At 30.2% G+C, this 26505-nt stretch carries 24 protein-coding genes and 1 other RNA gene; 11 read left to right on the top strand and 14 right to left on the bottom strand.

Annotated elements, in window-relative coordinates:
* The first annotated feature begins 86 nt into the window (after positions 1–86).
* From CD56_RS07775 to CD56_RS07765, 3 genes are all read left to right on the top strand, one after another.
* A complete protein-coding gene (locus CD56_RS07775) occupies positions 87–3938 on the top strand; it encodes an autotransporter outer membrane beta-barrel domain-containing protein (protein WP_047208699.1) in 3852 nt (1283 codons plus the stop codon).
* Positions 3939–4555: 617 nt separating this feature from the next.
* Positions 4556–6184: a multidrug ABC transporter permease/ATP-binding protein gene (locus CD56_RS07770; RefSeq protein ID WP_047208698.1), complete on the top strand. Its 1629-nt coding sequence runs from the start codon at positions 4556–4558 to the stop codon at positions 6182–6184.
* Between the two features lie 9 nt (positions 6185–6193).
* Positions 6194–6667, top strand: a complete 474-nt coding sequence (locus CD56_RS07765; RefSeq protein WP_039619439.1) for a GlcG/HbpS family heme-binding protein — start codon at positions 6194–6196, stop codon at positions 6665–6667.
* Between the two features lie 23 nt (positions 6668–6690).
* On the opposite strand, the gene cgb is transcribed toward CD56_RS07765, so the two are convergent.
* Positions 6691–7119: a single-domain globin Cgb gene (gene cgb, locus CD56_RS07760; RefSeq protein ID WP_039619438.1), complete on the bottom strand. Its 429-nt coding sequence runs from the start codon at positions 7117–7119 to the stop codon at positions 6691–6693.
* 189 nt (positions 7120–7308) lie between these two features.
* Here cgb and CD56_RS07755 point away from each other — a divergent pair, with 189 nt between their 5' ends.
* The 4 genes from CD56_RS07755 (at position 7309) to CD56_RS07740 (ending at position 12203) form a co-directional block, all read left to right on the top strand.
* Entirely contained in the window at positions 7309–8313 is a 1005-nt protein-coding gene (locus CD56_RS07755; protein WP_047208697.1) for a Fe(3+) ABC transporter substrate-binding protein, read from the top strand.
* A 19-nt stretch (positions 8314–8332) separates the two neighbouring features.
* The gene (locus CD56_RS07750; protein WP_052768397.1) at positions 8333–9916 is read left to right on the top strand and encodes an ABC transporter permease; all 1584 of its coding nucleotides are present in this window, start codon (positions 8333–8335) and stop codon (positions 9914–9916) included.
* The gene (locus tag CD56_RS07745; RefSeq protein WP_052768396.1) at positions 9916–10896 is read left to right on the top strand and encodes an ABC transporter ATP-binding protein; all 981 of its coding nucleotides are present in this window, start codon (positions 9916–9918) and stop codon (positions 10894–10896) included. The genes CD56_RS07750 and CD56_RS07745 overlap by 1 nt, the downstream gene beginning before the upstream one ends.
* Before the next feature lie 83 nt (positions 10897–10979).
* Positions 10980–12203: an HD domain-containing protein gene (locus CD56_RS07740; RefSeq protein WP_047208696.1), complete on the top strand. Its 1224-nt coding sequence runs from the start codon at positions 10980–10982 to the stop codon at positions 12201–12203.
* 5 nt (positions 12204–12208) lie between these two features.
* Here the strand turns inward: CD56_RS07740 and ffs are convergent.
* Positions 12209–12306, bottom strand: an RNA gene (gene ffs, locus CD56_RS08245) — signal recognition particle sRNA small type.
* Positions 12307–12358: 52 nt separating this feature from the next.
* Here ffs and CD56_RS07735 point away from each other — a divergent pair.
* A complete protein-coding gene (locus CD56_RS07735) occupies positions 12359–12802 on the top strand; it encodes a hypothetical protein (RefSeq protein ID WP_039619434.1) in 444 nt (147 codons plus the stop codon).
* A gap of 10 nt (positions 12803–12812) precedes the next feature.
* Here the strand turns inward: CD56_RS07735 and CD56_RS07730 are convergent, their stop codons facing one another.
* Genes CD56_RS07730 through CD56_RS07715 form a run of 4 tightly spaced genes read right to left on the bottom strand, consistent with a single transcriptional unit; the run spans position 12813 to position 17537 of the window.
* Positions 12813–14438, bottom strand: a complete 1626-nt coding sequence (locus CD56_RS07730) for a flagellar hook protein FlgE (RefSeq protein ID WP_047208695.1) — start codon at positions 14436–14438, stop codon at positions 12813–12815.
* A gap of 4 nt (positions 14439–14442) precedes the next feature.
* On the bottom strand, positions 14443–15456 hold the full coding sequence (locus CD56_RS08595) for a flagellar hook capping FlgD N-terminal domain-containing protein (protein WP_052768395.1): 1014 nt from the start codon (positions 15454–15456) through the stop codon (positions 14443–14445).
* 50 nt (positions 15457–15506) lie between these two features.
* Entirely contained in the window at positions 15507–17195 is a 1689-nt protein-coding gene (gene fliK, locus CD56_RS07720; RefSeq protein WP_047208694.1) for a flagellar hook-length control protein FliK, read from the bottom strand.
* Between the two features lie 3 nt (positions 17196–17198).
* On the bottom strand, positions 17199–17537 hold the full coding sequence (locus tag CD56_RS07715; RefSeq protein ID WP_039619431.1) for a hypothetical protein: 339 nt from the start codon (positions 17535–17537) through the stop codon (positions 17199–17201).
* 127 nt (positions 17538–17664) lie between these two features.
* On the opposite strand from CD56_RS07715, the gene typA reads away from it, so the two are divergent.
* Positions 17665–19473, top strand: a complete 1809-nt coding sequence (typA, locus tag CD56_RS07710) for a translational GTPase TypA (protein ID WP_039629177.1) — start codon at positions 17665–17667, stop codon at positions 19471–19473.
* Positions 19473–20105, top strand: a complete 633-nt coding sequence (locus tag CD56_RS07705; protein ID WP_047208693.1) for a hypothetical protein — start codon at positions 19473–19475, stop codon at positions 20103–20105. The genes typA and CD56_RS07705 overlap by 1 nt, the downstream gene beginning before the upstream one ends.
* 11 nt (positions 20106–20116) lie before the next feature.
* Here CD56_RS07705 and CD56_RS07700 read toward each other — a convergent pair whose 3' ends face one another.
* A complete protein-coding gene (locus CD56_RS07700; protein WP_052768394.1) occupies positions 20117–20857 on the bottom strand; it encodes a carbonic anhydrase family protein in 741 nt (246 codons plus the stop codon).
* A gap of 117 nt (positions 20858–20974) precedes the next feature.
* On the opposite strand from CD56_RS07700, the gene CD56_RS07695 reads away from it, so the two are divergent.
* Entirely contained in the window at positions 20975–21358 is a 384-nt protein-coding gene (locus CD56_RS07695; protein ID WP_200897086.1) for a GNAT family N-acetyltransferase, read from the top strand.
* On the opposite strand, the gene CD56_RS07690 is transcribed toward CD56_RS07695, so the two are convergent.
* The 7 genes from CD56_RS07690 to frr all read right to left on the bottom strand — a co-directional run bounded on the left by CD56_RS07690 (position 21359) and on the right by frr (position 26501).
* On the bottom strand, positions 21359–21988 hold the full coding sequence (locus tag CD56_RS07690; protein ID WP_047208828.1) for a protein-L-isoaspartate(D-aspartate) O-methyltransferase: 630 nt from the start codon (positions 21986–21988) through the stop codon (positions 21359–21361). It abuts the gene before it with no gap.
* A gap of 89 nt (positions 21989–22077) precedes the next feature.
* Positions 22078–23595, bottom strand: a complete 1518-nt coding sequence (gene dsbI / locus CD56_RS07685; protein WP_047208692.1) for a disulfide bond formation protein DsbI — start codon at positions 23593–23595, stop codon at positions 22078–22080.
* Positions 23596–23605: 10 nt separating this feature from the next.
* The gene (dba, locus tag CD56_RS07680) at positions 23606–23773 is read right to left on the bottom strand and encodes a disulfide bond formation protein Dba (RefSeq protein ID WP_039619427.1); all 168 of its coding nucleotides are present in this window, start codon (positions 23771–23773) and stop codon (positions 23606–23608) included.
* A gap of 124 nt (positions 23774–23897) precedes the next feature.
* A complete protein-coding gene (locus CD56_RS07675; protein WP_039619426.1) occupies positions 23898–24920 on the bottom strand; it encodes an aerobic ribonucleoside-diphosphate reductase Ia, B2 protein subunit NrdB in 1023 nt (340 codons plus the stop codon).
* Positions 24917–25333 (bottom strand): RDD family protein, encoded by a 417-nt coding sequence (locus CD56_RS07670; RefSeq protein ID WP_039619425.1) that lies wholly within the window; start codon positions 25331–25333, stop codon positions 24917–24919. Before CD56_RS07670 ends, CD56_RS07675 begins: the two co-directional genes overlap by 4 nt.
* Positions 25333–25941, bottom strand: a complete 609-nt coding sequence (gene pyrE, locus CD56_RS07665; protein WP_039629169.1) for an orotate phosphoribosyltransferase — start codon at positions 25939–25941, stop codon at positions 25333–25335. The genes CD56_RS07670 and pyrE overlap by 1 nt, the downstream gene beginning before the upstream one ends.
* Before the next feature lie 2 nt (positions 25942–25943).
* Entirely contained in the window at positions 25944–26501 is a 558-nt protein-coding gene (gene frr, locus CD56_RS07660; RefSeq protein WP_047208691.1) for a ribosome recycling factor, read from the bottom strand.
* Between the last annotated feature and the right edge of the window lie 4 nt (positions 26502–26505).

The following is a 26505-nucleotide window of genomic DNA, read 5'->3' as shown; positions in this document are numbered from 1 at the left end:
TATATGATGCTTAAACTTTTTATAAATAAAATTTTATTATAATTCCAATTTATTTTCATTATTAAAATTTAACATAAGGAGTTTTAATGTCTTATTTTACGGGGGGGGGGATTGAAAATTCTCAATCAAACAATACCTCTTTAAATTCATCTCATTCAAACAATAACTTTTCTTTTACTAAAAAAACTTTCTTATCTTTAGCAACTATATCTTTTCTAGCTACCTGTGCTAATGCTAGTATAGTTACTATAAGCGATCAAGCCTCTAATGGTTCTATAAAAATAACCAAAGCTAAAGATTCTAAAACACTAAAAGAAAAACAAACAAAAAATTCAAGAGATATTAGTGGTGGTAGCTGTAGTGGTACTACTTGTACTATAAGTGATAGCCAAACAGGTCAAATTAATATAAGTAATGGTGGTGGTACTTTAACTATAACCGATAAGGGTAGTGTTAGTGGTGGTGGACAAGGTATTATGGTTAACAATAAAGTTTCTAATGTAACTATTGTTAACCAAGGTAGTATTAATGGGAAAGTTAGTGGTATTAAAAGTCAAGGCACTATAGATAGTATATTAAATTCTGGAACTATAAGTGGTGGAAGTCACTATGGAGTTTATGTCAATGGTGGCTCTGTAGAAAGTATAGAAAATCAAAAAGATGGTGTAATACAAGGAAATAAATCAGGAATTCATCTTGATAATCAAGCTAAAATTTCTAGTGTGGTTAATAAGGGAACTATAGTTACAACAAGTGCTAGTGGAGTAGGTTTATATGAAGCTGGTGCTGGTATCAATGTTATAACTTGGGGTACTTCTATAAAAACAATTGATAATCAAGGTTTAATATTAACTTCTAATGCAGGTATAGGTGTATTAAGTAGTGCTACAAATGGTGATTCAAACGTTGAAACTTTAAAAAATTCAGGAACTATAGAATATACCGGATCTTTAGATATGATAAATGAAAAGAATGAAGGTTTTGGCCAAGGTGCTGGTATCTATATAAGTAATATGGATGGCATTCCAAAAATCAACACCATTGAGAATAGTGGATTAATTAATACTTACAACGGGATGTATTTTTCCTTAGGCTCTCAAGTGGAAAATATAAATAATCTAGGAACTATCCATGCCATTAAAGATGGTATTGTTCTAGGAAATGATGTAGGCTCTAACGAGAAACGCCAAACCGAAATCAAGCATATTAATAACACAGGCTCTATTATAGCAGGTAGACATGGTATATTTATAGATAAGTCAAGTAATCAAGAAGTCCCTTTCTACATCAACACTATCGAAAACAAAGGCACCATACTAGGACAAAGTGGTGCAGGTATATTTATAAGTGCACCCAAAGAACATATCAAAGACTACGTTAAATTAGATGGCTCAAATTCCCTCATAGCAGGTGGCACCGCAGGTATTCATAATAAAGGAACTATAGGTACTAATAACAATGGAGCTTCTGTAAATAATGGCAATGTAATTGACTTGCAAAACGGTGCTACTATAGCAGCATTATCTCCTAACAAAGATGGCAGTTTCAATTACAATCTAGCAGGCGATGCTATCTTAAATGAAGGAACTATAAAAGGTAATATTAACCTTGATAAAGAAGCTAATATTTATGGTGCTATAAATAATAAAAACACCATTACAGGAAATATCAGTTTAAATAATAATTCTTATGCTAGTTCTATAAAAAATGAAAAAGAAATTCAAGGTTCTATAAATTTAAAAAATGATTCTCACATAGATAGTATTATTAATAGTGGAACCATCTCACAAGGTATAAGTTTAGATAAAAGCACCATAGGTTCTATAGAAAACTCAGGAACTATAGGAAATGGTGGTATTAAGCTATACAATGAAAGTCAAGTAAGTTCTATTACAAACAATGAAGGTGCTAAAGCTGATTTAGACTTAAAAAACAATTCAGTAGTAGATTTAGTAATAAACAATGGACAAATGGAAATTACTAAAGATGATACTAGTCATATAAATGCTTTTGGTAATAATGGTAACTTACAAAGTAAGTTTAAAAACGAAGGTGAAATGAAACTTCTTGAAAACAGCAAAGATGCTATATTAGAACAAGGTTTAGAAAATACTGGTTCTATAGAGATAATTAACAATGCAGGAACCATTACAAGCATCACTAACACTTTTAATAATAAAACTAAAGATACCAAAGAAAATAGCACCATAGGAACTATCATTAATACAGGTATTATAGGAAATGAAGCTACACCTTTAGCTACTCAAGATATAACTTATGGTATTAATAACAGTGGTACTATAGAAAAGCTTATTAATTCTTCAGGTGATTTATCTGATCCTAATGCAGGTAAGAATATCCACATTTATGGTGGTATAAACAATAGTGGCTATATGGATATTTTTAATACAGGTAATATTCATGGTGGTATTACAAATAGTGGTACTTTGATTGTATCAAATGGACACATTCATCCTGCAACTGCAAATGAAGAAGCTACATGGCATGCAGGTTTTATAGGCAAAAACAATAATGGCTACCAATTAGAAAACAATGGTCAAGGTAAAATCAGCATAGATGGTTGGTATTTTAAAGATCTTGAATACACTCAAAGCAATGAACAAAGATTGGAAAATTCTATCATTATAGGTGGAGATAATATAGGTGGTATTAGTGCAGATAAAATCTATGTTAATACAAGCAAATTACAATTAAATACTATTTATGATGCTAATACTTTCTTTGCAGATAAAGATGGTAATATAGCAGGTGATAAAACCAATAATGGTGCAGGTGTAGATGGTAATAATATCTATAGTTTATCAGGTATTTATGACTTTGTAGGTTTGGGTAATGGTAAGTATGTAGCTAATGTTAATTTGTCAGAATTAAGTGGTAAAACCCTAGCTAAGTCTATGGTGTATTCTTCTAGATTAAGAAATATTAATATTTCTAATATATTAAGAGATTTAAACACTAAAAACTTCCAAACAGAATTCTCTCAAACATTAGATATGCAATTATCTAAAGCAGGAGAAGCTTATGGTAATGATGCAGATTTATTAGCTGAATTAGAAGATATCTTTATTCCTAATAAAAATCCAAATGCAAAAAATCATTCTTTCTTACTTCCTTACTATAACCACTCATCTATTAAAATAGGAAGAAGCATAGGTCAACTTGATGTTGATACTGTTGGTATGATAGGTGGATCTTTTAGAGAATTACCAAATGATTATGGTATTATAGGTTTTTATGCAGGTTATGAAGATGCCTCTAAAGAACAAAACACTCAAAGAATTAAATTTGATGATAAAACTTACTATGGTGGTTTAACTTATTATGGAATATTAGCAAGAGATGGTATTAATCAATACTATATTAGTGCTAGTACAAGACTTGATTATACTAAAAGCGATATAGAGAAATCTTACAAAAATATTCCTACTACTATAGATAGCGAGGCTAAAACTTATGGTTATGGAGTAGATGTAAAATTAGGTGCTAATTATTATAATACTTTAGATATAGCTAGAATATCTCCAGAAATAGGTCTTAGTTATTATGGTATGAGTAATAAAAACTTTAGTTTAAGACATATAGATGGTTTAAGAGAGCATTATTTAGCAGAACAGTTTAACTTTATTGATGCAAGTGCAGCTTTAAAATGGTATAAGCCATGGAGTGATAAAATAAGATCTAATGTTACTATAGGAGCTATAGTTAATTTATATGAAGATGCAAAAGGAAATTTAAAACTTGGTCAAAACACTTTAAGTTCGGATATAGAAACTTCTAAGTATTATGGCTTTGGGCAATTAGGTTTTTCTTATGCTATAGCAGATAATGCTGATTTATCATTAAACTATGCAGGTGCATTTACATTTGATAACACTACCTCTCATACTATGTTTTTAAAACTAGGAATGTGGTGGTAAGTTCTTTCACACTAACTAGTAATAGTTAGTGTGAAAAACTATAATAAATACAAATACTTAAAATAATAAAAGTTATATTTATGTAATTTAATGAGTAATAAGGTTATAAGTTAAATCATGAAAACAATCATAAAGCTAATAATAGTAATATTGATAATATTAGTCTTATTAGCTTTGCATATTATTAATAATATAGAATAGCTAATATTATGAACAATAATATAAAGTAGTGTTTAAAAACAAAAAATAACAGACATATAAAAATATAAAATCAAAACAAAAATATAAAAAAGGATAAGATTAAATATATAAATAAATTAAAAATTATAATTCAATTGCCCAGAGTTTGCTTAAAACAAATTATAAAACGACAAAAACAAAATTAAAGAAAAAGCACAATTGATATAGTAAATTAAATTAATGTGTTAATCAATAGATATAAAAATCAAATAAGGTTTTTATAAGTGTATAAACATAAACTCCTTATTAAGCAAACTCTATTGCATTAAGCTTAAAGTAAAAATTTAAGCTTAATGTGGATTAAGCAAGCTCTGGGGAGTTAAATTACTATTGTGTATTTTAGTATATAATATTTATTATATTATAGGTTTTTTGATATGCAATTTATATTTATACTTTTTAAAGAAAATAAACTTAAAATCATTCTTTTTCTGCTTTTTAGTATTTTTACAAGCTTACTAGGTGTATTGACTTTAGTTTTTATTAATGAGTTTTTATTAAAAACTAGTCTTGAAAACTCAAATATCATTGTGTATTTTGTGCTTTTATTGCCTGTGTTTTTTGCGAGTTCTTCTTTTGTAGAAATTGCTCTAAGCTCGTTCGGGCAAAGCTTTATTTTTAAAATGCAAAGAAGGGTTGTAAAGCAAATTTTAGATACAAGTGTTTTGAGTATTTTAAACACCACTAAAGCAAAGGTTTTAGCTTCTTTAAATAATGATGTGCGTAGTATTTCTTTTGGACTTTTAAGACTTCCTGAATTTATACAATCAAGTGTTTTGATTATTTGTGTAAGTGCTTATATAGCTTATCTTTCTTTGGAAATTTTCTTTTTGTGTTTAGCGTGGATAGTGTGTGTTTTTTTGGTGGATAATTTTTTGATGAGCAAGGTATATTTTTATTTTAAAAATGCTAGAGAAAATGATGATGCTTTGCAAAAAAACTATCAAAATATTTTACAAGGACATAAAGAATTAACCTTAAATCCTTTAAGAGCAAAGTATTATTATGAAAATGAGTTTGAAAAAAATGCTCTAAAAAAGAAAAAAAGCTCTACTATGGGAAATATCTTGCATATTTTATCTAACAATTGGAGCAATAGTGCTATGCTAGCTTTAGTAGGAGTAGAGTTTTATATAGCTTTAAGCTATGAACTTGCTAGTTTGCAAAGTGCTACGACTATTGCTTTAAGTGTGCTTTTTTTAAGAGCGCCACTTGGAGCTATGATAGGAAGTTTTCCTACGCTTATGATGGCAAAGATCGCTTTAGATAAAATTTCAAATTTAAATTTAGAAAACTATTCTCATGAATTTAAACTCAGTCAAAATAAAAAAACTTGGCAAAAACTTTCTTTTAAAGATGTGTCTTTTGCATACAATGAAAAATTTGCCCTAAAGCCTGTAAATTTTGAGCTTAAAAAAGGCGAATGTGTATTTTTAATAGGTAAAAATGGTAGTGGTAAATCTACTTTTTCTATGATTTTAGCGGGGCTTTTCACAGATTTTAAAGGAAGTATTTTTTTAGATGATGAAAAAGTAACTTCAGAAAATATTTATGAGTATAGAAGTTTAATTAGTGCGATTTTTAGTGATTTTCATTTGTTTGAGCATGTTTTAGAAGATGAGAAATTTAGCAAAGAAGACTTGGCATACTGGCTTGAAATTTTAGAACTTAATGAAAAAGTAGAGCTTGTGGGAAATACTTTTAGTACTATAAAGCTCTCAGCTGGACAAAAAAAGCGTCTTGCTATGCTTAATGCTTTGCTTGAAAAAAGAGATATTTTGATTTTAGATGAGTGGGCAGCTGATCAAGATCCTATGTTTAGAAAGTTTTTTTATACTAAACTTTTGCCACTTTTAAAACAAAAAGGTATTACTATATTTGCTATAACTCACGATGATGTGTATTTTGATATGGCTGATAGAATTTTACTCGCACAAAATGGTCAAATTTGTGAATTAAAAGGCGATATAAAAGAATTAGCTAAAAATGCAGTAGAAAAATTTTAAAGGAAAAAAATGAAAAAATTACTCATTTTATGTGTATTTTTAGGAGTAAGTTTGATGGCAAAATCTTTTGAGCTTGTAAAAGAGCCTGTGCTAACTACACAAATGGTTGAAGGGATTTTGGAGCTTGCAAAGAAAGAAGCAAGAAAAAATGGCTTTCATGTAAGCATTACCATAGTAGATAAATCTGGTCAAATTTTAGCAGTTTTAAGAGATGATAAAGCGGGTGTGCATACGCTTAATGCTAGTTATAAAAAAGCTTACACAGCCACTTCACAAAAAAGAGAAACAGCGGTTATTTTTAAAGGTGTAAAAGAGGGTAAAATACCTGAAGATATTCGTTATTTAGATGATAAGTTTTCCATTATGCCTGGTGGGGTGCCGATTTTTATAGATGGAGTTGTTGTTGGTGGTATAGGTGTGGGTGGAGCACACTTAGATGAGGATGTAAAAATAGCTAAAGCAGGGATAGCGTTTTTAAAATAGGCTTTGAAAATCAAAGCCTATGATTACTTAGCTTTTGCATAAATTTCTTTTTCAATGTCTATGTAAAATTGTGCGATAGCTTTGTAAGCTTCTTCCCAAGCTTTTAGTGTAGTTTCATCTGCATTTAATACTACTTTAATAGCCTTTAAAAGACAAGCACCTACTATAGGGTAATGTTCTTCTTTGACATTTAATTTTGTATGAGTGATAGCTACTTTATCAACAAAGCTTCTCATATTTTCTAAATTTTCTACATTTTTTGCTGCCATTAAAATAGCCATTGCTAAAGCTTTTGGTTGCTCGCCTGAAGCTTGTTTTTCCATATTAAACATAGGCTTTACTTCAGGATATTCTTCAAACATGATTTTATAAAATTCTTTAGTTAAAACTTCGCCATTTTTTTGTAAAACCGGCACACAATCTTTGATGATTTGAATTTGTTCTTGTGTCATTTTTTCTCCTTTGTATATTGTATTTTTGATGATTATATAAAAATGAGAGAAAAAATATCTTGATTTATGTTAATTTTGTATCATTTTATTTTAAAATGATTATGTGTATCAATTTAAGTAAATATAAAGTGAATTATTAATATAATAATCCTTATCAATTTCAAAATTTAAATTAAGGAAATTTATAAAATGAAAGCAAAAGTAGTTTTACTATCTTTACTAGCTGCTATGAGTTTAAGTGCTCAAGAGCTTACGATTTATTCTCATCGTCATTATGATAGCGATAAAGGAATTTTCAAATTATTTCAAGAAAAAACAGGCATTAGTGTAAATGTGGTGCAAGCTAAGGCTAATGAACTTGCTAAAAGATTAGAAGTTGAAGGTAAAAATTCAAAAGCAGATTTATTTATGACTGCTGATGCGGGAAATTTAGAACAAGTTCGCACAAATAATCTTTTTGTTTCAGTGAGTTCTCCTGAATTAGAAAAACTTTCTCCAAAAGAATTAAGAGGTAAAAACAACGAATGGTATGCTTTTACAACAAGAGCAAGAATTATCGTTGCTTCTAAAGATAGAGTTAAAGATGGAGAGATTAAAACTTATGAAGATTTAACTGACCCTAAATTTAAAGGTAAAGTTTTAGTAAGAAGTTCAAATAATGTTTATAATATTTCTTTGTTAAGTGCAATGATTGATACTTTGGGTAAAGAAAAAGCAAAAGAATGGGCTCAAGGCATAGCAAATAATCTTGCGCGCACTCCAAAAGGCGCAGATCGTGATCAAATTCGTGCAATCTATGCGAAAGAAGGTGATGTAGCTATATCAAATAGCTATTATCTAGGACACTTAGCAAATTCAAAAAATCCTAAAGATGTTGAAGCTGCAAATTCAGTAAAAGTGATTTTTCCAAACCAAGATGATAGAGGAACGCATATTAACGTAAGTGGTATAGGTATTTTAAAAACTTCTAAAAATAAAGAAGCTGCGGTCAAATTTATCGAGTTTATGCTTTCAAAAGAAGCACAAGAAATTTTAACAAACCAAAATTATGAGTATCCGGTAAACAAAGAAGTAAAACCTGCTAAAATTTTACAATCATGGGGTGAGTTTAAAATCGAAAAACCAAATTTTGAAGCTTACTGGGGTAATGCTAAAGAAGCTTTAATGATTTTTGATGAAGTTCAATGGAAATAATTTTAAGGAAAAATAAAATTTGAAATTTTTAAGTCTAAGGTGGTCTTTTGCCACCTTTTTTTTCTGTAGTTTAATCATACTGCCTATACTTGCTATCATCTTACACCTTCCTTTTATAGATATTAATACCTTAAAACATTTGAGCAAAAATGTCTTGCCACGATATATTTTTGGTAGTGCTTTTATATTGTTTGGGACTTTAGTATTGTGTTTGATTATAGGTTTAGTTAGTGCTTATTTGATAGCTTTTTATAAATTTTTTGGCTCGAAATTTTTTGAATGGTTTTTGATTTTACCTTTGGCAATACCTTCTTATGTGATGGGTTTTGTTTGGATTGATTTGTTTGAATTTCAAGGCTTAATCCCTACTTTTTTAGGTGTTGATAGGCGTATAGATATCATGAATGCATATGGGGTGATTGTGATTTTATCTTTTGCGCTTTATCCTTATGTGTATTTTTTTGCTAAAAATACCTTTGCTTATGGACTTGGAAATATCATTTTAAGTGCTAAAACGCTTAAGGCTTCTAATTTAAAAACATTTTTTAAAGTAATTTTGCCATTTTGTCGTGTGGGTATAGTGGGTGCTTTGCTGTTGGTGGCTATGGAAGTTTTGAGTGATTATGGTTTGGTGGCGTATTTTGGTGTAGATACTTTTAGTGCAGGAATTTTTAGAACATGGGGAAGTGGTGGTGATGAAGTCAGCGCTGTGGCTTTGAGCGTAGCTTTGCTTGTGTTTATCGCACTTTTAATGCTTTTAGAAAAAATTCAAAGAGGTAAAAAAGGCTTTAATCAAAATGTGTTTTTGCCTACTCCAAAAGATGAGTTAAAAGGCTTTAAGGCATTTCTAGCCTTTTTATGGTGCTTTTTAGTGGCATTTTTAGCTTTTGTAGTGCCTATTATATGGCTTGTTTATTGGACTGGGTTTGATTTTATACAAAATTTAAGCAATGTCTTAACACCTGCATTTTATAGCCTTAGCGTGGCTTTGGCGAGTTCTTTTACTATTGTGGGAGTGGCATTTTATTTGTGTTTTGTGGTGCGTTTAAATGATACAAAAGCTTCTAAAACCATCCTTTGGCTTACGACTTTAGGGTATTCTTTACCTGGAGCTGTGGTGGCTGTGGGAATTTTAGTGATTTTGGGTGTGTTAAATTATATTTTTGATCTTTTATCTTTTGAATATGCCATAGGTGGTGGATTTTTAGTGTTGTTTTTTGGGTATTTTGTGAGATTTTTAGCTTCAGGGATTTTTGCAACTCAATCAGGCTATGAGCGAATTTCTAAAAACATAGACTATGCAAATTTAACCTTAAAATCAAAACCACTTAAAATTTTCACTCAAATTCATTTTCCTTTGATGAAGCATTATTTGGCTTTGGCTGTGGTGATTATTTGTGTGGATATTTTAAAAGAATTGCCTATTTCGACTATACTTTCACCTTCAGGCTTTCAAACGCTTTCATCGCTTGTGTTTGCTTATAGTGAAAATGAGTTAATTTACAATGTTTCTTTGCCATCTTTGATTATAGTGTTATTTGGGATTATCCCTACATTTTTAATGCATTATTTGCAAAATAAAAACAACCAAAAAGGACAATAATGGAAATCTTAAAAATTGACAATCTTTACAAATATTTTGGAAAAACAGAAGTTTTAAAAGGAATTTCTTTGAGCTTAAAAGAAGGCGAGATTGTCAGTATTTTGGGAGAAAGTGGATGTGGTAAGAGTTCTTTGCTTGGTTGTATAGCAGGTTTTTTTGAAATCAATGATGGTAGTATTTATATAGGAGATAAACTAGTTGCTTCTAAGAGTGTATATTTAGCCCCACAAGAGCGTGATGTTGGAGTTTTGTTTCAAGATTATGCTTTGTTTCCGCACTTAAATGTAGAAGAAAATATATGCTTTGGTATAAGCTCTTTAAGTAAAAACGAGCAAAAACAAAGGCTTGATGAAGTTTTAGAAATTTTAAATTTAAATACACTTTTAAAGCGCTATCCAAATGAGCTAAGCGGTGGGCAAGCCCAAAGAGTAGCACTAGCAAGAACCATAGTTGCAAGGCCAAAGATTATACTTTTTGATGAACCTTTTTCAAATTTAAATCACACTTTAAGCGTTAAAATGCGCAAAGAAATTAAAAATATCTTAAAAGAGCATAAGCTTAGTGCTATTTTTGTCACACATGATAAAGACGATGCTTTTTATTTATCAGACAATATCGCTTTGATTAAGGATGGGAAAATTTTAGACTATGGAAGTGCCAAAGAGCTTTTTTATAAGCCTAAAAATATAGATAGTGCTTGCTTTTTAGGAGAAGCATTTTTTATAGATCCAAATACAATTTTAGATGAGAAATTCAAAGCATATTTGCAAAGTAAAAATGGTATTTTACGCCCTAATGATATACAAATTTCAACTTCACAAACTCCTTTAAAAGCCAGTGTTTTAGAATGCGTGTTTTATGGAGATTTTTATGAAATAAATGTGAGTTTGGAAGGACATATTTTTAGCATTTACCATGATAAAGAGCTTAGTAAAAATGAGGAAATTTATCTTAAGTTAAACGATAGAGAAGCTTTTTAATCGCTCTAATTCATTTTCAAATATATCTAAAATTTGCTAAAGATTATAAAATAAAGTAAAATCACAGCAAAAAAAGGAAATAAATGATTAGTGTAGAATTAATAGAGCATATTTTTAAAGCCGCCTCTATATCAAGGTGGAATGATTATCCTAGAATGACAAATTTAGTCGAGCTTGATAAGCAAGCGCATAAATTTGTCATCGCTTATTTCATTGCTAAAATGGAAAAAGATGTCAATATGCGCTTTATCATAGAAGCGGGGATTTTTGAGTTTTTAAGCAGGGTGGTAGTGACTGATATACGCCCTGATGTGTATCATGAGATAACGCGTGCAAAAAATGAGCAAGTAAGTGCTTGGGTGTTAAGTAAAATCGCACCGATGATTCAAGATATAGAAAATGGTGAGTTTTTAAAACGTTATGAGCTTTTTTTGCAAGGTAAAGATTATGCGAAAGAAAGGCTTATTTTAAAAGCTGCTTCGTATTTTGCGACAAGGTGGGAGTTTAATATAGTTTATCAAACTAGCTCGTTTTTAAGTGATATTGATGAGATTAAGGCTAAGGTTGAAGAAGAATTAGAAGATTATTATGAATTAATTGGCGCAAGAAAAATCGCTCTTAATCAAAAAATTTCTAAAATAATCGATCTAAGCGGGCGCTTGCGTTTTCAAAAAAGATGGGCGCAAACTCCAAGGATTCCTGAAACTGCGGTTTTAGGACATATGCTTGTAGTGGCTATTTTGTCTTATTTTTATTCTTTAGAAGTAAAAGCATGCGATGGTAGACTAGAAAGCAATTTTTATTGCGCTTTGTTTCATGATTTGCCTGAAAGTTTAACTAGAGATATCATCTCTCCGGTAAAATATGGCATAGATGGTTTAAATGAAATCATCAATGAGTATGAAATGAAGCTTATTAATGAGAAAATTTTACCTTTTATACCACTATCTTTTAGAGAGGAATTTAGCTATATACTTGGTATTAGAGAAGGACAAAATGAAGAAAGTGCCTTTGTAAAAAATGAATTTGAAAATCGTATTTTTAATAACAAACCAAGTGTTTATAGTGGTAGTTTAGATGCGGTTAATGAGGATCGTTTTAAGGCTATTGATGGAAAGGCTTTGAAGTATTGTGATAAATTAGCAGCTTTTATAGAAGCAGCTTTGTCAATTAGCTATGGAGTAAAGTCTAAAGAGCTTGAAAGTGGTTTTGTGGGAATGTATGAGTATTTTAAAACAAATCCGACTATTAATGGGGTAAATTTCTTTAGAATTTGTGAGGATATTAAAGGGTATTTTAAACTTTAAAAAACCCTCTCCCAGATGACTGCGGCACACACTAAGTCTAAGTGCTCTGCTGTGTTCCCACCCTGAAGCGGTGCTTAAAAATAGCATTGCACAGGTCTAAGAGAAGGCAGTTGAAATAATACCTTAAAATATCTTAAAAAACATTGAGGTGAAGTATGTTGAGTATATTTGCAAACTTTTTATCTAAATTTAGAGAATTTTTTGTTCCTAGTCATTTGTCTTTAGAATTTAGAGCAAAATCTTTTGCTGCCATTATCGTGGCAAATAAAAATATAAAAGCAGAAATTTGGCAAGTTTTAGCTGATATTGCAAGTGAAGTTTATCCAGATGATAAAAGTAGACAGGCTATTTTAGTACAAACTTCTAAAGAATATGTAGATAGAGTTTTAAAAAATGAGCTTAGTTTGGATGCTTTGCTTAAAAATATTGCTTTGCTTTTAAAGAAAAATCCAAGATATGCAAAAAAGATTAATTTTCATAGGCTTGAGCGTTTGATGGATAAAAATGAAGAAGAAGCTTTAGTGCAACTTAGAGTTTATGAGTTTTTTGAGCAAGAAATAAAATATATTTTAGAAAAAAATTCAAAAGAACCATCATGAAAGGCTAAAATTAGCGTTTCATGTTGATTGCTTTTTGTATCATTTGATCAGCTGTTGTGATACTTTTACTACTTGAATCATAAGCTTTTTGTAAGGTGATTAAGTTTGTAAAAGCTACCGATAAATCTACATTTGATTGCTCTAGTTTTCCACCTTCAAAAGTAGCTGTGCTGAAATTTCCATTGGCATCGAGTAAAAAGGTTGGGTTGCCACTATTACCAGTTTGTCCATAGAGATTTTCTCCTAGTTTTTCTAAACCTTGTTCGTTTGTAAAATTAAACAAAGCAAGTTTAGCCATAGCTATTTGATCGCCGTTAGTAAAAGTGGCGATGATAGTACCATCTGTGTTGATAGAATAATTATTTAAAAACCCTTCACCCTTGCCATCTGTTTGTGTATGTACTGAAGGTTGTTTATTTTTTAAAGCATGAAGTCCATCATAACCTGAATTTGGTATATTTGGATCATAGTAAGAACCAAGATTTATATTAACCCTTGTGCCATTATTATCTACTGAATTTAAGGTATTTGAAACTAAAGCTCCAGCTTCGTTAAAGGTGATTAAACCTTCAGTTGTTCCACCTATTTTATTGCCATCATTATCATATACTTGAGCAACGGCTTTGTACTCTAAATCTGTGCCATTTTGTGGTAAAACTCTATCTAATTTAACTCTTACCCAACTAATAGAACCATCGGGATTGATTAATTTTGCAGAAAGTTCTGAGCTATCAGCCACTTCTTTTTCTACGCTTAAATGAGATGATTCTAATTTAGCTGTTTCTAAATCTACTTTATCTAATTTTTGATTATCAATACTAAAAGCTAAATTCTCATCTAAAGTAGCTTGTAATGTTTGACTAGCACCTTTTTCATCAGTAATTTTAAAATATATAGTATCGCCAGGTTTTAAGCCATAAATTTGCTCATCTTTTACACTACCTGAAATTTTTACACTACCATCTTCATTTTTGCTAAATTCAAATTTAGAAGCATCTACATCTACATTTACCGCTTCTGTTTTGGTACTTGTGTCTAAATTACCACTCCAAGTTATATTTTGCGTTGGTTGAGGTGGTAAATAAAGATTTTTAGGTACAGAAATAGGTCCTTGGGTATTAACTCCACCCATTTGGAAATTTTCTCCAGGTGTTCCGCTCCAAGCTGTGGTAACTTTTTGTCCCATAACTTGACCAAACATATTTGAAACCCTATCGCTTAGTTGAATTTCTTTTAATGATGGATTCATAGTTCCAAGTACATAATTTCCATTTGAATCTACTAAAAAGCCATTTGCATCCGGTTTAAAAGCACCATTTCTAGTATAATAAACTCCATTGGCATTACTTACACCAAAAAAGCCTTTTCCAGCAATAGCCACATCAAATTCATTATCAGAAGAAACTAACGGTCCTTGCTCAAAAATATCATTAGTAGCTCCTGCAACACTACCATAACCAGTTTGACCTTTGTTATATGACTGTGTTGTTATGGTGCTGTAAAATACATCTTTGAAAGCTACATCAGAGTATTTAAAACCAATTGTATTGACATTGCTTATATTATGAGCTGTATTGTCTATACCATAACTTTGAGATTTTACTCCATTTACTCCATTGTAAAATGCTGTAAACATGATTTTATCCTGTAATCTCTTTAATATCTTCCCATTTAACCCAGCTACCGCCCATACCAACTAGAGCTTCACCTTCCTCAAATTTAACCCCAGTAATAGGATAAGCACCATAAGTTGAGTTCACTGTAGTCCCATCTTCACCTATATAGCTTGCTCTTACATAGTATTTACCAGATGGCACAGGATTTCCGCTATCATCGGTTCTATCCCAAACAATTTGCTTCATACCTGCAGTCATATCTTTAACTTTCATTGTTCTTACAGGATCTCCTGCTTCGTTATAAATGGTAAATGTTACAGGTTCGCTATCTGATTTATAAGCTGAATCAATCTTAGCTGTTTTGATATCAACGCTTGGGGTATGTCCTATAACTTTAAATGTTTGGTCTTCTCCAACTACTGCTTTAACAGTTTCTTCTTGACCCTTATCATCAACTAATTTTACATATATAGTTTCTCCAGGTCCTGCTATTTCTTTATCTACCTTACCTGTGATATCTAGTTTATCTTCACCATTTTTCTTAAGTTCAAAACCTTCAGTATCAATGTCAGTCTTTTTACCTTTTTGTGGTTCTTGCGGTAAATACATATTAATTTGAAATTGTATATCATCATCTGCTACTACAAGATAATTATCTTTAACTGTTGCAAGTTTCCCAACCGCAGCTAATGCACTCATACCAGTACTTGCTGCAATAGAATTTTGTAATTTAGTCATTGCTACTACAAGCTGAGTCATAGTTTTATTAGTATTATCTTGCATTTCAAGTGCTGAAAGTTGCGCTGTTTGAGTAAGCATTTTTTCAGTATCCATAGGATCGGTTGGATCTTGATGTTGGAGTTCGATTAAAAGAAGCTTTAAAAATGCATCCTTGTCAAGTTCTGCTCCGGGATTGTAAATTAATCCATTATCTCCACCGCTTTCTCCAGCTCTGGTATTTCCTTTAGCATTTGGCATATCTTTGGTATTAAGTGCTGCTAAAGGACCTTGAAGAGTTTGTGTATTTATATTTGACATAAAAATCCTTTTTTATATGTTTTTAAAGCTTAAAGCAAAAAATATTCCATTTAAAAATATTTTGCCAAAACCATTTCTAAGCTTGGTTTTTCTTGAATTTCTTTTTCAAAATTCACCTTATCTTCTTTATTATTATTGTTTTTTTGTTTTTGTGGATTATTCTGCTCTTTTCTTTCTTGGTTGTTAAAATTCATCTCTAAATTTGTAAAGCCCATATTTACAAGAGCATTTTTAAACTCAGCTTGATGTTGTATGAAAAGATTTAAAGTATTTTGATTAGAATTAAAGCTGATGTTTAGATTAGATCCTCTTTGGACTAGGGTAACTTCTACTTCCCCAAGATTGTGTGGATTTAAAGTTATACTAAAGCGTGTTATAGGTGCTTTATAACTTTCTAGTTTTTCTTTAAATTCTTGAGCAAAATCATTGAAAGTTTCTTTCATAGGAATATTTTGATTTTTTACAAAATTATTAGAAACTCTATTCATTTCTTTCACATAAGAATTTAAATTTTCCTCGCTATGGTCTTTTTCATCTTTTATAACTTCTTTAGTGCTTTTAAAAATATCACTAAAACTGTCTGTGTTTTGAGTATTTTTGTCTGTTTTTAATTGTTTGTCTTGAGTATTTAGTAAATTTTCTAAGTTAATTTTCAAATCTTGATTTTGATTTTGTAAATTTTGGATATTTTTTGTATTTGTTAGTTCGGTTTTTAAATCTTTTGAATTTTCTAAAACAGAACTTATTTTTTTACTAAAACTATCTTCGCTGGTGGTTAATTTTTCACTTTTTAATATTTCTTTAAAATCTATCTTTTCTTTGTCTTTAATTTCTTTTTTTAAGTTTGGATTTTGAGTTAGATTGATAAGCTCAATATCATTTAGTTTATCATTTTTGCTAATATTTTTTATATTTTTTGTGTCTTTGATTTCTTTATTATCTTGAATTTGAATTTTTTCTACTAATTTTTCCTTAAAATCGATGTTTTGAATATTTTCTTTTGCTTTTACATCTTTTTTTGGAAGTTCTATATTTTTTAAAGCAGAAGAAAGCAAAGAAATACCTTCATTTTCTTTGCTTTTTACATTTTTGCTTGTATTTGGTTCTTCTTTTAAAAGTTTAGTGATTTTTTGATTGATTAAATCTTGAAAAACATTAGTATTGTTTTGTTTTTGTGGTTCAATTAAGTCTTTATTATTTAAATTTGAAGTTTTAAAAAAACCTTTTTTTTCAAGATTTGGAAAGGTTTCTTTTAAATCTTTAATTTGTTCAAATTTTATGTTTTTTATATTTAATCCAAGCTCTTTTGCTATATTAAAAAGCTCATTAATATTTTTTATATTTTTTAACTTGTGTAAGTTTTTTTCAAGAGCTAAAGTAGCAGTATTATCTTGGACAAGTTTGTTTAATTTTATATCCTTGCTATCGCTTTGTAAAACTTCTAATAAAGAAAGAATTTGCATAAAATTTGCACCTTCAAAAAGCTTTATAGCATCTTTTTCATCTAGCGAAAGTTTATTATTGGTGTCTTTTAAGTCTTTATCTTTGCTTGAGTTTTCTTTTTGTGGTGCTTTAAAATCTTTTGATATGCTTTTATCTTTTTCATTTATTGCTTGCAATAAGGAATTTAAAAATTCCTCTCCATCGTTTTGTGAATTAGTACTTTCTTTGCTAGGATTTTCATTTTGTGGAGCGATGCTTAGTAAATTTAAAGCATCGCCTGCTTGGATATTTGACATTAATTAACCTACTAAAAAATTATTTTTTGCTAAATTTGGAAATAAATTTTGCAATTGTGCTGCACAATCAAGTTTTAAATTTTCATGAGAAAGATTAAAGTTTTTAAATATTACTAACAATTCTTCTATATTTTTAGCGTTTAAAACAGCATTTTCATTATGAGCATCATCTAAAATTTCACTTACTTTACTTGAAAGCTTTGCATAGTTTAATTCTTTTTCTTCGTTTGAATTTACAACCTCTAAATAATTTAAAAGTTCCATAAAATGCTTACTATTTAAAACTGAAGTTCCTTGTTTTTCTAAGTTAGCGTTAAAGATTTGAGTATTTAGGTTTGACATATTTTTCTCCTTAAAAATAATTCTTATCCAAGACAAAAGCAACAAGTGTTCCAATTTGCTAATCTTAACTTTTAAGCATTTTTTTTATATAATATTAGATTTTAAATTTAAGACTTTGGAGAAAAACTTGGATAATATTAGAAATATAGCCGTTATAGCTCACGTTGATCATGGTAAAACAACAATGGTAGATGAGCTTTTAAAGCAATCAGGAACTTTTAGCGAGCGTGAGCAAATAGCAGAGCGCGTAATGGATAGTAATGATATAGAAAAAGAAAGAGGTATTACTATACTTTCTAAAAATACTGCTATTAATTATAAAGGCACTAAAATAAACATCATAGACACTCCAGGCCATGCTGATTTTGGTGGTGAAGTTGAGCGTGTGTTAAAAATGGTTGATGGAGTTTTGCTTTTAGTTGATGCGCAAGAAGGGGTTATGCCTCAAACTAAATTTGTGGTAAAAAAGGCTTTATCTTTAGGGCTTAAACCTATTGTTGTTATTAATAAAATCGACAAGCCAGCTGCTGATCCTGAAAGAGTAATCAATGAAATTTTTGATCTTTTCGTGGCTTTAGAGGCAAATGATGAGCAACTTGATTTTGCAGTGGTTTATGCAGCTGCTAAAAATGGTTATGCAAAACTTGCACTTGAAGATGAAAGTACTAATATGGAGCCGTTGTTTAAGACTATACTTGAGCGCGTGCCTGCTCCAAGTGGTAGTGATGAAAATCCTTTACAGCTTCAAGTTTTTACTCTAGGTTATGATAATTTCGTTGGTAAAATAGGAATTGCAAGAATTTTTAATGGTAAAGTAAAGAAAAATCAAAATGTAATGCTTGCTAAGGCAGATGGTTCTAAAATCAATGGAAGAATTTCAAAACTTATTGGTTTTATGGGTCTAGAAAAAATGGATATTGAAGAAGCAGGGACAGGCGATATTGTAGCGATTGCAGGTTTTGAAGCTTTAGATGTGGGAGATAGTGTGGTAGATCCAAACAACCCTATGCCACTTGATCCTTTACATATAGAAGAACCAACTTTAAGTATAGTATTTTCAGTAAATGATGGTCCTTTAGCAGGTACTGAAGGCAAACATGTAACTTCAAATAAAATCGCAGAACGCTTAGAAGCGGAAATGAAAACTAATATTGCTATGAAATATGAAAGTACAGGCGAGGGTAAATTTAAAGTAAGCGGAAGAGGTGAGCTTCAAATAACTATCTTAGCTGAAAATATGCGTAGAGAAGGCTTTGAGTTTTGTATGGGAAGACCTGAGGTTATCGTTAAGGTAGAAGATGGGGTTAAAACAGAGCCGTTTGAGCATTTAGTGATTGATGTGCCTGATGATTTTACTGGAGTGGTGATTGAAAAACTAGGTAAAAGAAAAGCTGAAATGAAAACTATGACACCAACTGGAGATGGTCAAACAAGACTTGAGTTTGAAATTCCTGCGCGCGGGCTTATAGGATTTAGATCACAATTTTTAACAGATACTAAAGGCGAGGGTGTGATGAACCATAGCTTTTTAGAGTTTCGTCCATTTAGCGGGGCAGTTGAAAAAAGAAATAATGGTGCATTAATTTCTATGGAAAATGGTGTTGCGCTAGGGTATTCTTTATTTAATTTGCAAGATAGAGGGGTGTTATTTATCGATCCTCAAACAAAAGTATATACAGGTATGATTATAGGCGAGCATTCACGTCCAAATGATTTAGATGTTAATCCGATTAAAGGTAAAAATTTAACGAATGTTAGAGCAAGTGGAAGCGATGATGCGATTAAGCTTGTGCCACCTAGAAAATTAAGCCTTGAAAGAGCATTGGAATGGATAGAAGAAGATGAGCTTGTAGAGGTTACTCCACAAAATATTAGAGTTAGAAAAAGATATCTTGATCCTACTCAAAGAAAAAGAATGGAAAAGGCTAAGTCTTAATGGATTTTGAAGCCATAAGACAAGCTTTAAATAAAAGACTCAAAGCTTTGCAAATTTTAGCATTTGCTGAAGCTTTGGTTATATTTTTTCTTGCTTTTCAATTTAGCAAGGATGTGATTATAGCTTTATTTTTTGCTGTTTTAGCAGGAGTTTTGTTTTTTAGAATTTTAGGAAGAAAGCTTATGTGGGGACGCAATGAGCTTGTATTTAAAATGTGTGAAGAATTTTTAAAACAAAACAATGCTAAATTTGACAAACAAGGTTTTGATCAAAAAGATTTTGAAAAAATTGCTTTTGATTTTTCTTTAAAAACTTATCATTCTCAAAATTCTTTTATTTTCGATGATTTTATTCTTTATGATGTGAAATTTAAAGATGAATTTGGGAATTTCTTTTGTGGAATTTTGCTTTATAGTAAGAAATTAAAAGAAGATATTAACTCAAATGAAAGTATTTTTGAAAAAGTAAAAGATAAAGAATTTTCTGCACAAAGAGTTTTAAAAAAAGATGATTACTTGCTTATAGCAAGTTTGAAAAATCCTTTTTTTGCTGATTTAAAAATATCTTGCGAGTTAAATTTTAAACTTTTTAGAGCTAATTTAGAAAAAATTCAAGCTTTTATAAATGATTAAGTTTAGCTTACTTAATCATTTTGTTCTAAATTATTAATTTCTTGTATTTTTAAATTCTCATTTTTTCCCATTAAATTTTGTATGGTTTGGATTTGCTCTTTAGAGGCATAGCTCATATCTTTTAAAACTATCCAAGTGATTTTTTGATTACAAGGCTTGTTGAGTTTGTTTTTAAAGATATAAAAAGATTGAAGGTCATTTGGTAATAACTCATTAGCACTTAAGCCTTGAACATAAAGCTTATCGCCTTCTTTTTTAGGAAAAGCACGAATGATTTTTTTAATAAAAGGATTTTCCACGCCTTCTTGTAAAAATAATGCAACCACTGCTATATCGCCTTTTTGACTTACATGACTAAAATGAATTTCTAAAGGGTAAGACTTTTTATCAATAGAAATTTTTGATGGAGCGTGAAAGTGAAAATGAGATAAATTATAGGCTGTATTATCTAGCACGATATGGCTTCCATTGCTTGCAAAATGCATTTTTATAGTATAACCATCATTTATTAAGCCAAAAGAATCGTTTGAATAGTTAAATTCTAAAGAATGATTTTTATTTGTAACCTTTTTACTGTTTATATTGATAAAATCTTGATTTAATCCACTTTCACAATAAATCCAGTTTTTATCTAAATTTTTCCATTTGTCTTTGTCTAAGAAATTTCCATGTGAGGCATTTTGAGGCATTTGCTCATAGGCAAAAAGCATGCTAGTGGTAAATAAACCAAAAAGTATTTTTTTAAAACTCATAATATTCCTTTTTTAGTATAATTATAAAAAAATAAATCCTATAAGAAGCTTATGTTTAAAAATAATTATATTAAAATTAAATATTTTAAAAAAATTACAGATAATATTAAGGATAAATTGATTGATATATGGGAGGATAGTGTAAAACATTCCCATGATTTTTTATCTGATTTTGATAGAGAAAAGATTAAAAATGATCTTTTAAATTCTCAAGTATTCTTTGGTTTAAATTATTTGATTTGCTATGATAAAGATGAAATGATTGGATTTTTAGCATTTGTGGACGATAAAATTGAAATGTTGTTTTTAAGGTCAAAATATTTTAACAAAGGTATAGGCACTGCTTTAATATCTAAAGCTGTAAATAATTATCATTTGAAATATGTTGAAGTAAATAAAGATAATTATAAGGCATATAAATTTTATCGGAAAAATGGTTTTTTACAAGAGAGTGAATATAAAGATGAATATGGTTTTATTGTTTTAAAAATGAAATTTTAACTATTCTTTACCATCTTTGATAGGCACAAAAAGACATTCGTCTAAAACTTCTTTACTAATCTTGCCATCTTTTTTGGTAAATTTAGTGATAAATTGTTGATTTTCTATGAGTAAAGGAGCTACTAAAATTCCATTGTTTTCAAGTTGATCAAATAATACATTTGGGATATGCTCTATATAAGCTGAGAGTAAAATTCTATCATAAGGCGCATAATTTTTCCAACCATTTTGCCCATCATCAAATTTTACATGAATATTAGCATAGTTTAGTTTTTTAAATTTTTCTATAGCGCTAATTGCAAGTTTTTCAATGCGCTCTATGGTAAAAACTCTTCTAATAAGCTTACTTAAAATTGCAGCTTGATACCCGCTACCACAGCCTATTTCTAAAACACTATCTGCATCTTTAAAATCAAGCGCCATAGTCATTTTAGCTACGGTTAAAGGCGAGCTTATCCATTGATTTCCCATTAGAGGAAGTGCATCAAGCCTATAAGCATGCATTTTTAACGGTGAAAAAATTTCTCTTGGAGTAGAACAAAAAGCTTCAAATAATTCATCGTTGATAAACGTATTTTTGCGAATTTCTTCTGCCATTGTTTGACATTGTTTTTGTTCAAATATATGAATCAATAAGCACTCCTTGGTAAAAAAGTGTTATTTTATCTTAAAAATTATTTATTTATCTTAAAATTCTTAAGGCGTAGAACGCCTTAAGATTAATCAAGTGTATAAAGGATATTTGATCCATCTTGATAAGATAAGATGTGTGCTTTGCCATCTTTGAAGAATAAACTTCTTGCATTAGTGATATTTTCTGGATAAGAAATAGTTTTTACAATTTCTTCTTTATCTAAATCAATTACAGCAATAACATTATGTTTTTTACTTAATGCATAAATTTTACCATCTTTAAATGCCATTGAAGTTACATAAAGATCGCCTAAAGTTTTTCCTTCTTTTAAGTCAGCTTTAGGAGTAAATTCAGCTGAAAGAACTCTATCTGCTAAAGAAATTTTAGAGATTACAAAAGTTTTAGCATCTTTATTGTTTGGAACAGTAGCAAGATACATATATTTTCCATCTGTTGTTGTGCTTAAAACATGATGGAATTTAGCTCTAACTGTATCAATTCTACCACGACCAAGATCTTTACCTTGTCCTTCGAAATTATTTGCTCCTCTCATAAAATCAGCATATTGTAATGTTTCATCTGCATTAGGATTTTGAGTAAATCTCAAGAAAGATTTATTAGAGCCCATTAAGATGTATTTATTGTCCAAATAAGGAATAATTCCTACAATAGGGTTAATTGTAGCTGAAAAATATGGATCTAATAGAAAGTCTGCTTTAGTGCTAAAGTTATCATCTAAGAAAAATACTTCCCATTTAGAACTTGCAACATACTCTCCATTAATATAATCAAGAGTATTAATAGCCTTAGGAAGATCAATTTTCATTTCGCCTGTAATTTTTAGATTATCATCAATATTTGCAAATGGAGCATTGCTAATGTTATTATCAAATTGAATACCTAATTTTTCACTAGCAGGTGCAAAAGCAAAATCAGGTTCCTTAACATCGCGTTTTCCTAAGAAAGAAACACTTTTCCAGCTTTTACTCCAGCCTGAATCATCCCAAATGATGTATTTTGGATTTAAACTAAAGCGAACTGGATCGCCTTGTCCACTATATGGAATAGGACCAGTGCTTACGAAAGCTTGAAATACATTTGAAGCTACAATAAAAGCAACAATAACCATAGCAGCTAAGTTAAATTTAGTTAATTTTCTAAAGCTTGCGCCTTCCATTTCTTTTTCAAATGAGCCAAATTTTGGAGCAAAAGCAAAAATAACACCAAGCAATAAAACCACAGCCCAAAATACCACTTCAGCCCAAAAATAAGTATGTAAACCAAAAATAGGTAAGCCAAAACCTTGATCAAGATCGCGATGTGCATGGCCACTTACATGGTTGAATGATTGCCATAAACCAAATGCAGTTGCAATCAAAAGGAAAGCTAAAAATTTACCTTTCATACCATAGCGTACAATAAATAAAGCCGCTACACCGATATAAATCATAGATTCTCTTTGACCCCAGCAAGAAGTACAAGGGCTATCACCCAACATATAGCCAAAAATTAAATTTGCTGTTCCAACAGGCATTAAAATAACTAAAAAACCTGCCAAACACATTAAAAAGTAAAAGAATTTAGTTTTGTTAATATCACACATGTTTGCCACCTTATAGATTCATTAGGCCTAAGATTGCGCCTGATTTACGACCTAGATAGTCAAATACCATAATAGCCCATGAAATTACAAGTATAGAAAAAGCTAGTTTTTCTTTTTCAGGTTTAACTATCATGAGAACTATGGCGATAAAGATTAACAAAAGTTCTAAAAACTCCATAATTACCCCTTTAAATTAAAATAAAAACTGCGAATTATATAATATTATTTTTAATAAATTAGAAATATTAAACAATAAAAAAGAATTAATTTAAGAAGTGTAAAAAAATGAGTAGTTTTGTGACTTAAAAGTCATCAAAACTTAAACTACCTTTGGAGTAATTTGTAACTTTACTTTCAAAGAAATTACTTTTTTGATCATTAAATTTAGAAAAATCATCCACCCATTTGATAGGATGTTTTGCGTTGTAGATTTTATCAAGGTTAATAGCAGTGAGTCTTTGATCAACAAGATAGTGAATATATTCTTCTATAATATCATCTGTAAAACCCATGATTTGATTTTGAGTGATGTATTTACCCCATTTGATTTCAAGCTCACCTGCTTTTTTAAACATGTCATAGATTTTACTTACATTAGTATCATTAAATAAATCAGGTCTTTCTTTGCGTACAGAATTAATCATATTTTGAAATAATAACAAATGCGTGATCTCATCTCTTTGTATAAAACGTATCATTTGTGCTGAACCTAGCATTTTTCCTGCGCGCGCTAAAGCATAAATAGCAGTAAAGCCACTGTAAAAATATACCCCTTCTAAAATTTGATTTGCTACCATTGCAAGTAAAAGTTTATTATCATCTACTTCGCCAGCTAGTTCTTCATAAATACTTGAAATGAAATCGTTTTTTTCTCTTAAAGTTTCATCATGTTTTTCCATTTCATAAATTAAGTCTGTATTTTCACAGATTGCTTCAACCATTACCGCATAAGATTTTGAGTGGTTTGCTTCTTCGTAAGCTTGTCTTGCTAAAACTGCATTGATTTCAGGTGCTGTGATGTAAGGATTGATATTATCAGCAAGATTATTTGTTTGAAAACTATCCATTGAGATAAGTTGAGACCAAACTAAATCATACATTCTTTTTTCTGCTACGGTTAGATTACAGCGATAATCTAGCGCATCTTTAGTTGTATCCACTTCTTTTGGAAACCAAGTATTTGCTTCCATTAAATCCCAAAGCTTTAAAGCCCAAGTGTATTTTGCTTTAGTAAAATTTAAAATGCCATGAGGATTACCATTAAATACTTTTCTATCATTTAAAGTTTCATTTGATTTTGGATTATAAATTCTTTTTCTATTCATTTTTCTACCTTTGTTACAATAGCACTTTGGCTTAAAATATCATGCAAAGCCAAAGTGTCTTTTCTTAAAAAACTTACCAAAAACCCAATTAACAAACCAAAACTTACGATAAAAATCATATAGCGCAAGAGTATTCTAAAAAAATTAAGTTTTTGACCGTTTTTAAGATCAATTAAATACAAGTCATAAGCTTTAAGTCCAGGACTTTGGGCTTTTTTTGCTAAAAATAAGGCTTGCAAAAGCCCAAAAATCAAAGAACATAAAAAAATTATAAGTTGATTGTTTAAAAAGGCTTCTTTAGAGCCAAGTGTAAAATAAAATAAATATAAAATAGGCACATAAAGCAAAAATAGATCAATCAAAAAAGCTTTAAATCTTAAAAAGCGAGTAGCTATTTTTGCTTTAGTTTTCATTAGTTTCCACGACTACCAGGTTTGATAGCTTTGGTGCCTTTTTCACAAAGTGGACAAGCGTTTGCTTCATGAATGTCAAATTCGAAATTTCCTAGTGCAAAAAGTGGTAAATTTTCAGGCAATTTTGCATTTTCTTTTCTTGGATTGTTTAAATTTTTTACCGCACAAAAGCCACGATTTGCCAAAGCTGCAAAGCCTACCACTTCCCCGCCTAAACTTTCGATGATTTTTGCGCTCTCAAGTGCAGAACCACCTGTTGTAATAATATCTTCACAAACGATAAATTTTTCACCTTTTTTTACTTCAAAACCACGTCTAAGGCTCATTACTCCTTCTACGCGCTCAGTGAAAATAAAGCGTTTGTTGCAAGCTCTAGCAAGCTCATAGCCTGCTAAAATTCCACCCAAAGCAGGGGAGCAAATGCTATCAAATTCAATGTTAAAACTAGCAATAACTTTTGCAAGTTCATCACAAAGCTCACCTGCTAGTTTTGGATTTTCTAAAACTTTAGCACTTTGAAGGTAAAACTCAGAATGTTTTCCTGAGCTAAGCAAGAAATGTCCTTGTAAATATGCTCCACAGTCTTTATAAATTTGTTCTAAGTTCATTATCAAACCTTTAAAAGTTCTGCTTCTTTATTTTTGACTAATTCATCTACTTTTGCTGTGTAGTTATCGGTTTGTTTTTGGACTTCATCATAAGCTTTTTTGGCTTCATCTTCTGAAATTGTTTTATCTTTTTCTAGCTTTTTAACCGCATCATTTGCATCTTTTCTAATGTTTCTAATGGCCACTTTAGCTTTTTCTCCCATAGCTTTGGCATTTTTAGCATTTTCTTCTCTTTGTTCTCTTGTCATAGGAGGGAAGAATAATTTCACGCTTTCACCATCGTTGTTTGGATTTACTCCTATGTTTGCTGCAGCTATGGCGCTTTCTATAGCTTTTAGCATCGATTTTTCCCAAGGAGTAATGCTAATGGTTGAAGCATCGGTTGCTAAAACTGTTGCTACTTGATTAAGTGGGGTTGCGCTACCATAATAATCAACATGAATATGATCAAGTATATTGATGTTTACTTTGCCAGTTCTTATGGTAGTAAAATCTTTTTTTAAAGCTTCTAAGCTTTTATCTGATTGTTGTTTTTGTTTAGTATAAATTTCATTTAGCATGGTT

This window comes from Campylobacter lari (assembly GCF_001017575.1).
Taxonomy (GTDB): domain Bacteria; phylum Campylobacterota; class Campylobacteria; order Campylobacterales; family Campylobacteraceae; genus Campylobacter_D; species Campylobacter_D lari_C.
The sequence above is the reverse complement of the archived record's forward strand: the minus strand, read 5'-3'. Positions and strand labels throughout refer to the sequence as shown.

Bases quoted from the DNA above. Each gene is read 5' to 3' on its own strand.
- CD56_RS07775 (WP_047208699.1), top strand. From the start codon at position 87: ATGTCTTATTTTACGGGGGGGGGGATTGAAAATTCTCAATCAAACAAT.
- CD56_RS07770 (WP_047208698.1), top strand. From the start codon at position 4,556: ATGCAATTTATATTTATACTTTTTAAAGAAAATAAACTTAAAATCATT.
- CD56_RS07765 (WP_039619439.1), top strand. From the start codon at position 6,194: ATGAAAAAATTACTCATTTTATGTGTATTTTTAGGAGTAAGTTTGATG.
- cgb (WP_039619438.1), bottom strand. From the start codon at position 7,119: ATGACACAAGAACAAATTCAAATCATCAAAGATTGTGTGCCGGTTTTA.
- CD56_RS07755 (WP_047208697.1), top strand. From the start codon at position 7,309: ATGAAAGCAAAAGTAGTTTTACTATCTTTACTAGCTGCTATGAGTTTA.
- CD56_RS07745 (WP_052768396.1), top strand. From the start codon at position 9,916: ATGGAAATCTTAAAAATTGACAATCTTTACAAATATTTTGGAAAAACA.
- CD56_RS07740 (WP_047208696.1), top strand. From the start codon at position 10,980: ATGATTAGTGTAGAATTAATAGAGCATATTTTTAAAGCCGCCTCTATA.
- CD56_RS07735 (WP_039619434.1), top strand. From the start codon at position 12,359: ATGTTGAGTATATTTGCAAACTTTTTATCTAAATTTAGAGAATTTTTT.
- CD56_RS07730 (WP_047208695.1), bottom strand. From the start codon at position 14,438: ATGTTTACAGCATTTTACAATGGAGTAAATGGAGTAAAATCTCAAAGT.
- CD56_RS08595 (WP_052768395.1), bottom strand. From the start codon at position 15,456: ATGTCAAATATAAATACACAAACTCTTCAAGGTCCTTTAGCAGCACTT.
- fliK (WP_047208694.1), bottom strand. From the start codon at position 17,195: ATGTCAAATATCCAAGCAGGCGATGCTTTAAATTTACTAAGCATCGCT.
- CD56_RS07715 (WP_039619431.1), bottom strand. From the start codon at position 17,537: ATGTCAAACCTAAATACTCAAATCTTTAACGCTAACTTAGAAAAACAA.
- CD56_RS07705 (WP_047208693.1), top strand. From the start codon at position 19,473: ATGGATTTTGAAGCCATAAGACAAGCTTTAAATAAAAGACTCAAAGCT.
- CD56_RS07700 (WP_052768394.1), bottom strand. From the start codon at position 20,857: ATGAGTTTTAAAAAAATACTTTTTGGTTTATTTACCACTAGCATGCTT.
- dsbI (WP_047208692.1), bottom strand. From the start codon at position 23,595: ATGTGTGATATTAACAAAACTAAATTCTTTTACTTTTTAATGTGTTTG.
- dba (WP_039619427.1), bottom strand. From the start codon at position 23,773: ATGGAGTTTTTAGAACTTTTGTTAATCTTTATCGCCATAGTTCTCATG.
- CD56_RS07675 (WP_039619426.1), bottom strand. From the start codon at position 24,920: ATGAATAGAAAAAGAATTTATAATCCAAAATCAAATGAAACTTTAAAT.
- CD56_RS07670 (WP_039619425.1), bottom strand. From the start codon at position 25,333: ATGAAAACTAAAGCAAAAATAGCTACTCGCTTTTTAAGATTTAAAGCT.
- pyrE (WP_039629169.1), bottom strand. From the start codon at position 25,941: ATGAACTTAGAACAAATTTATAAAGACTGTGGAGCATATTTACAAGGA.
- frr (WP_047208691.1), bottom strand. From the start codon at position 26,501: ATGCTAAATGAAATTTATACTAAACAAAAACAACAATCAGATAAAAGC.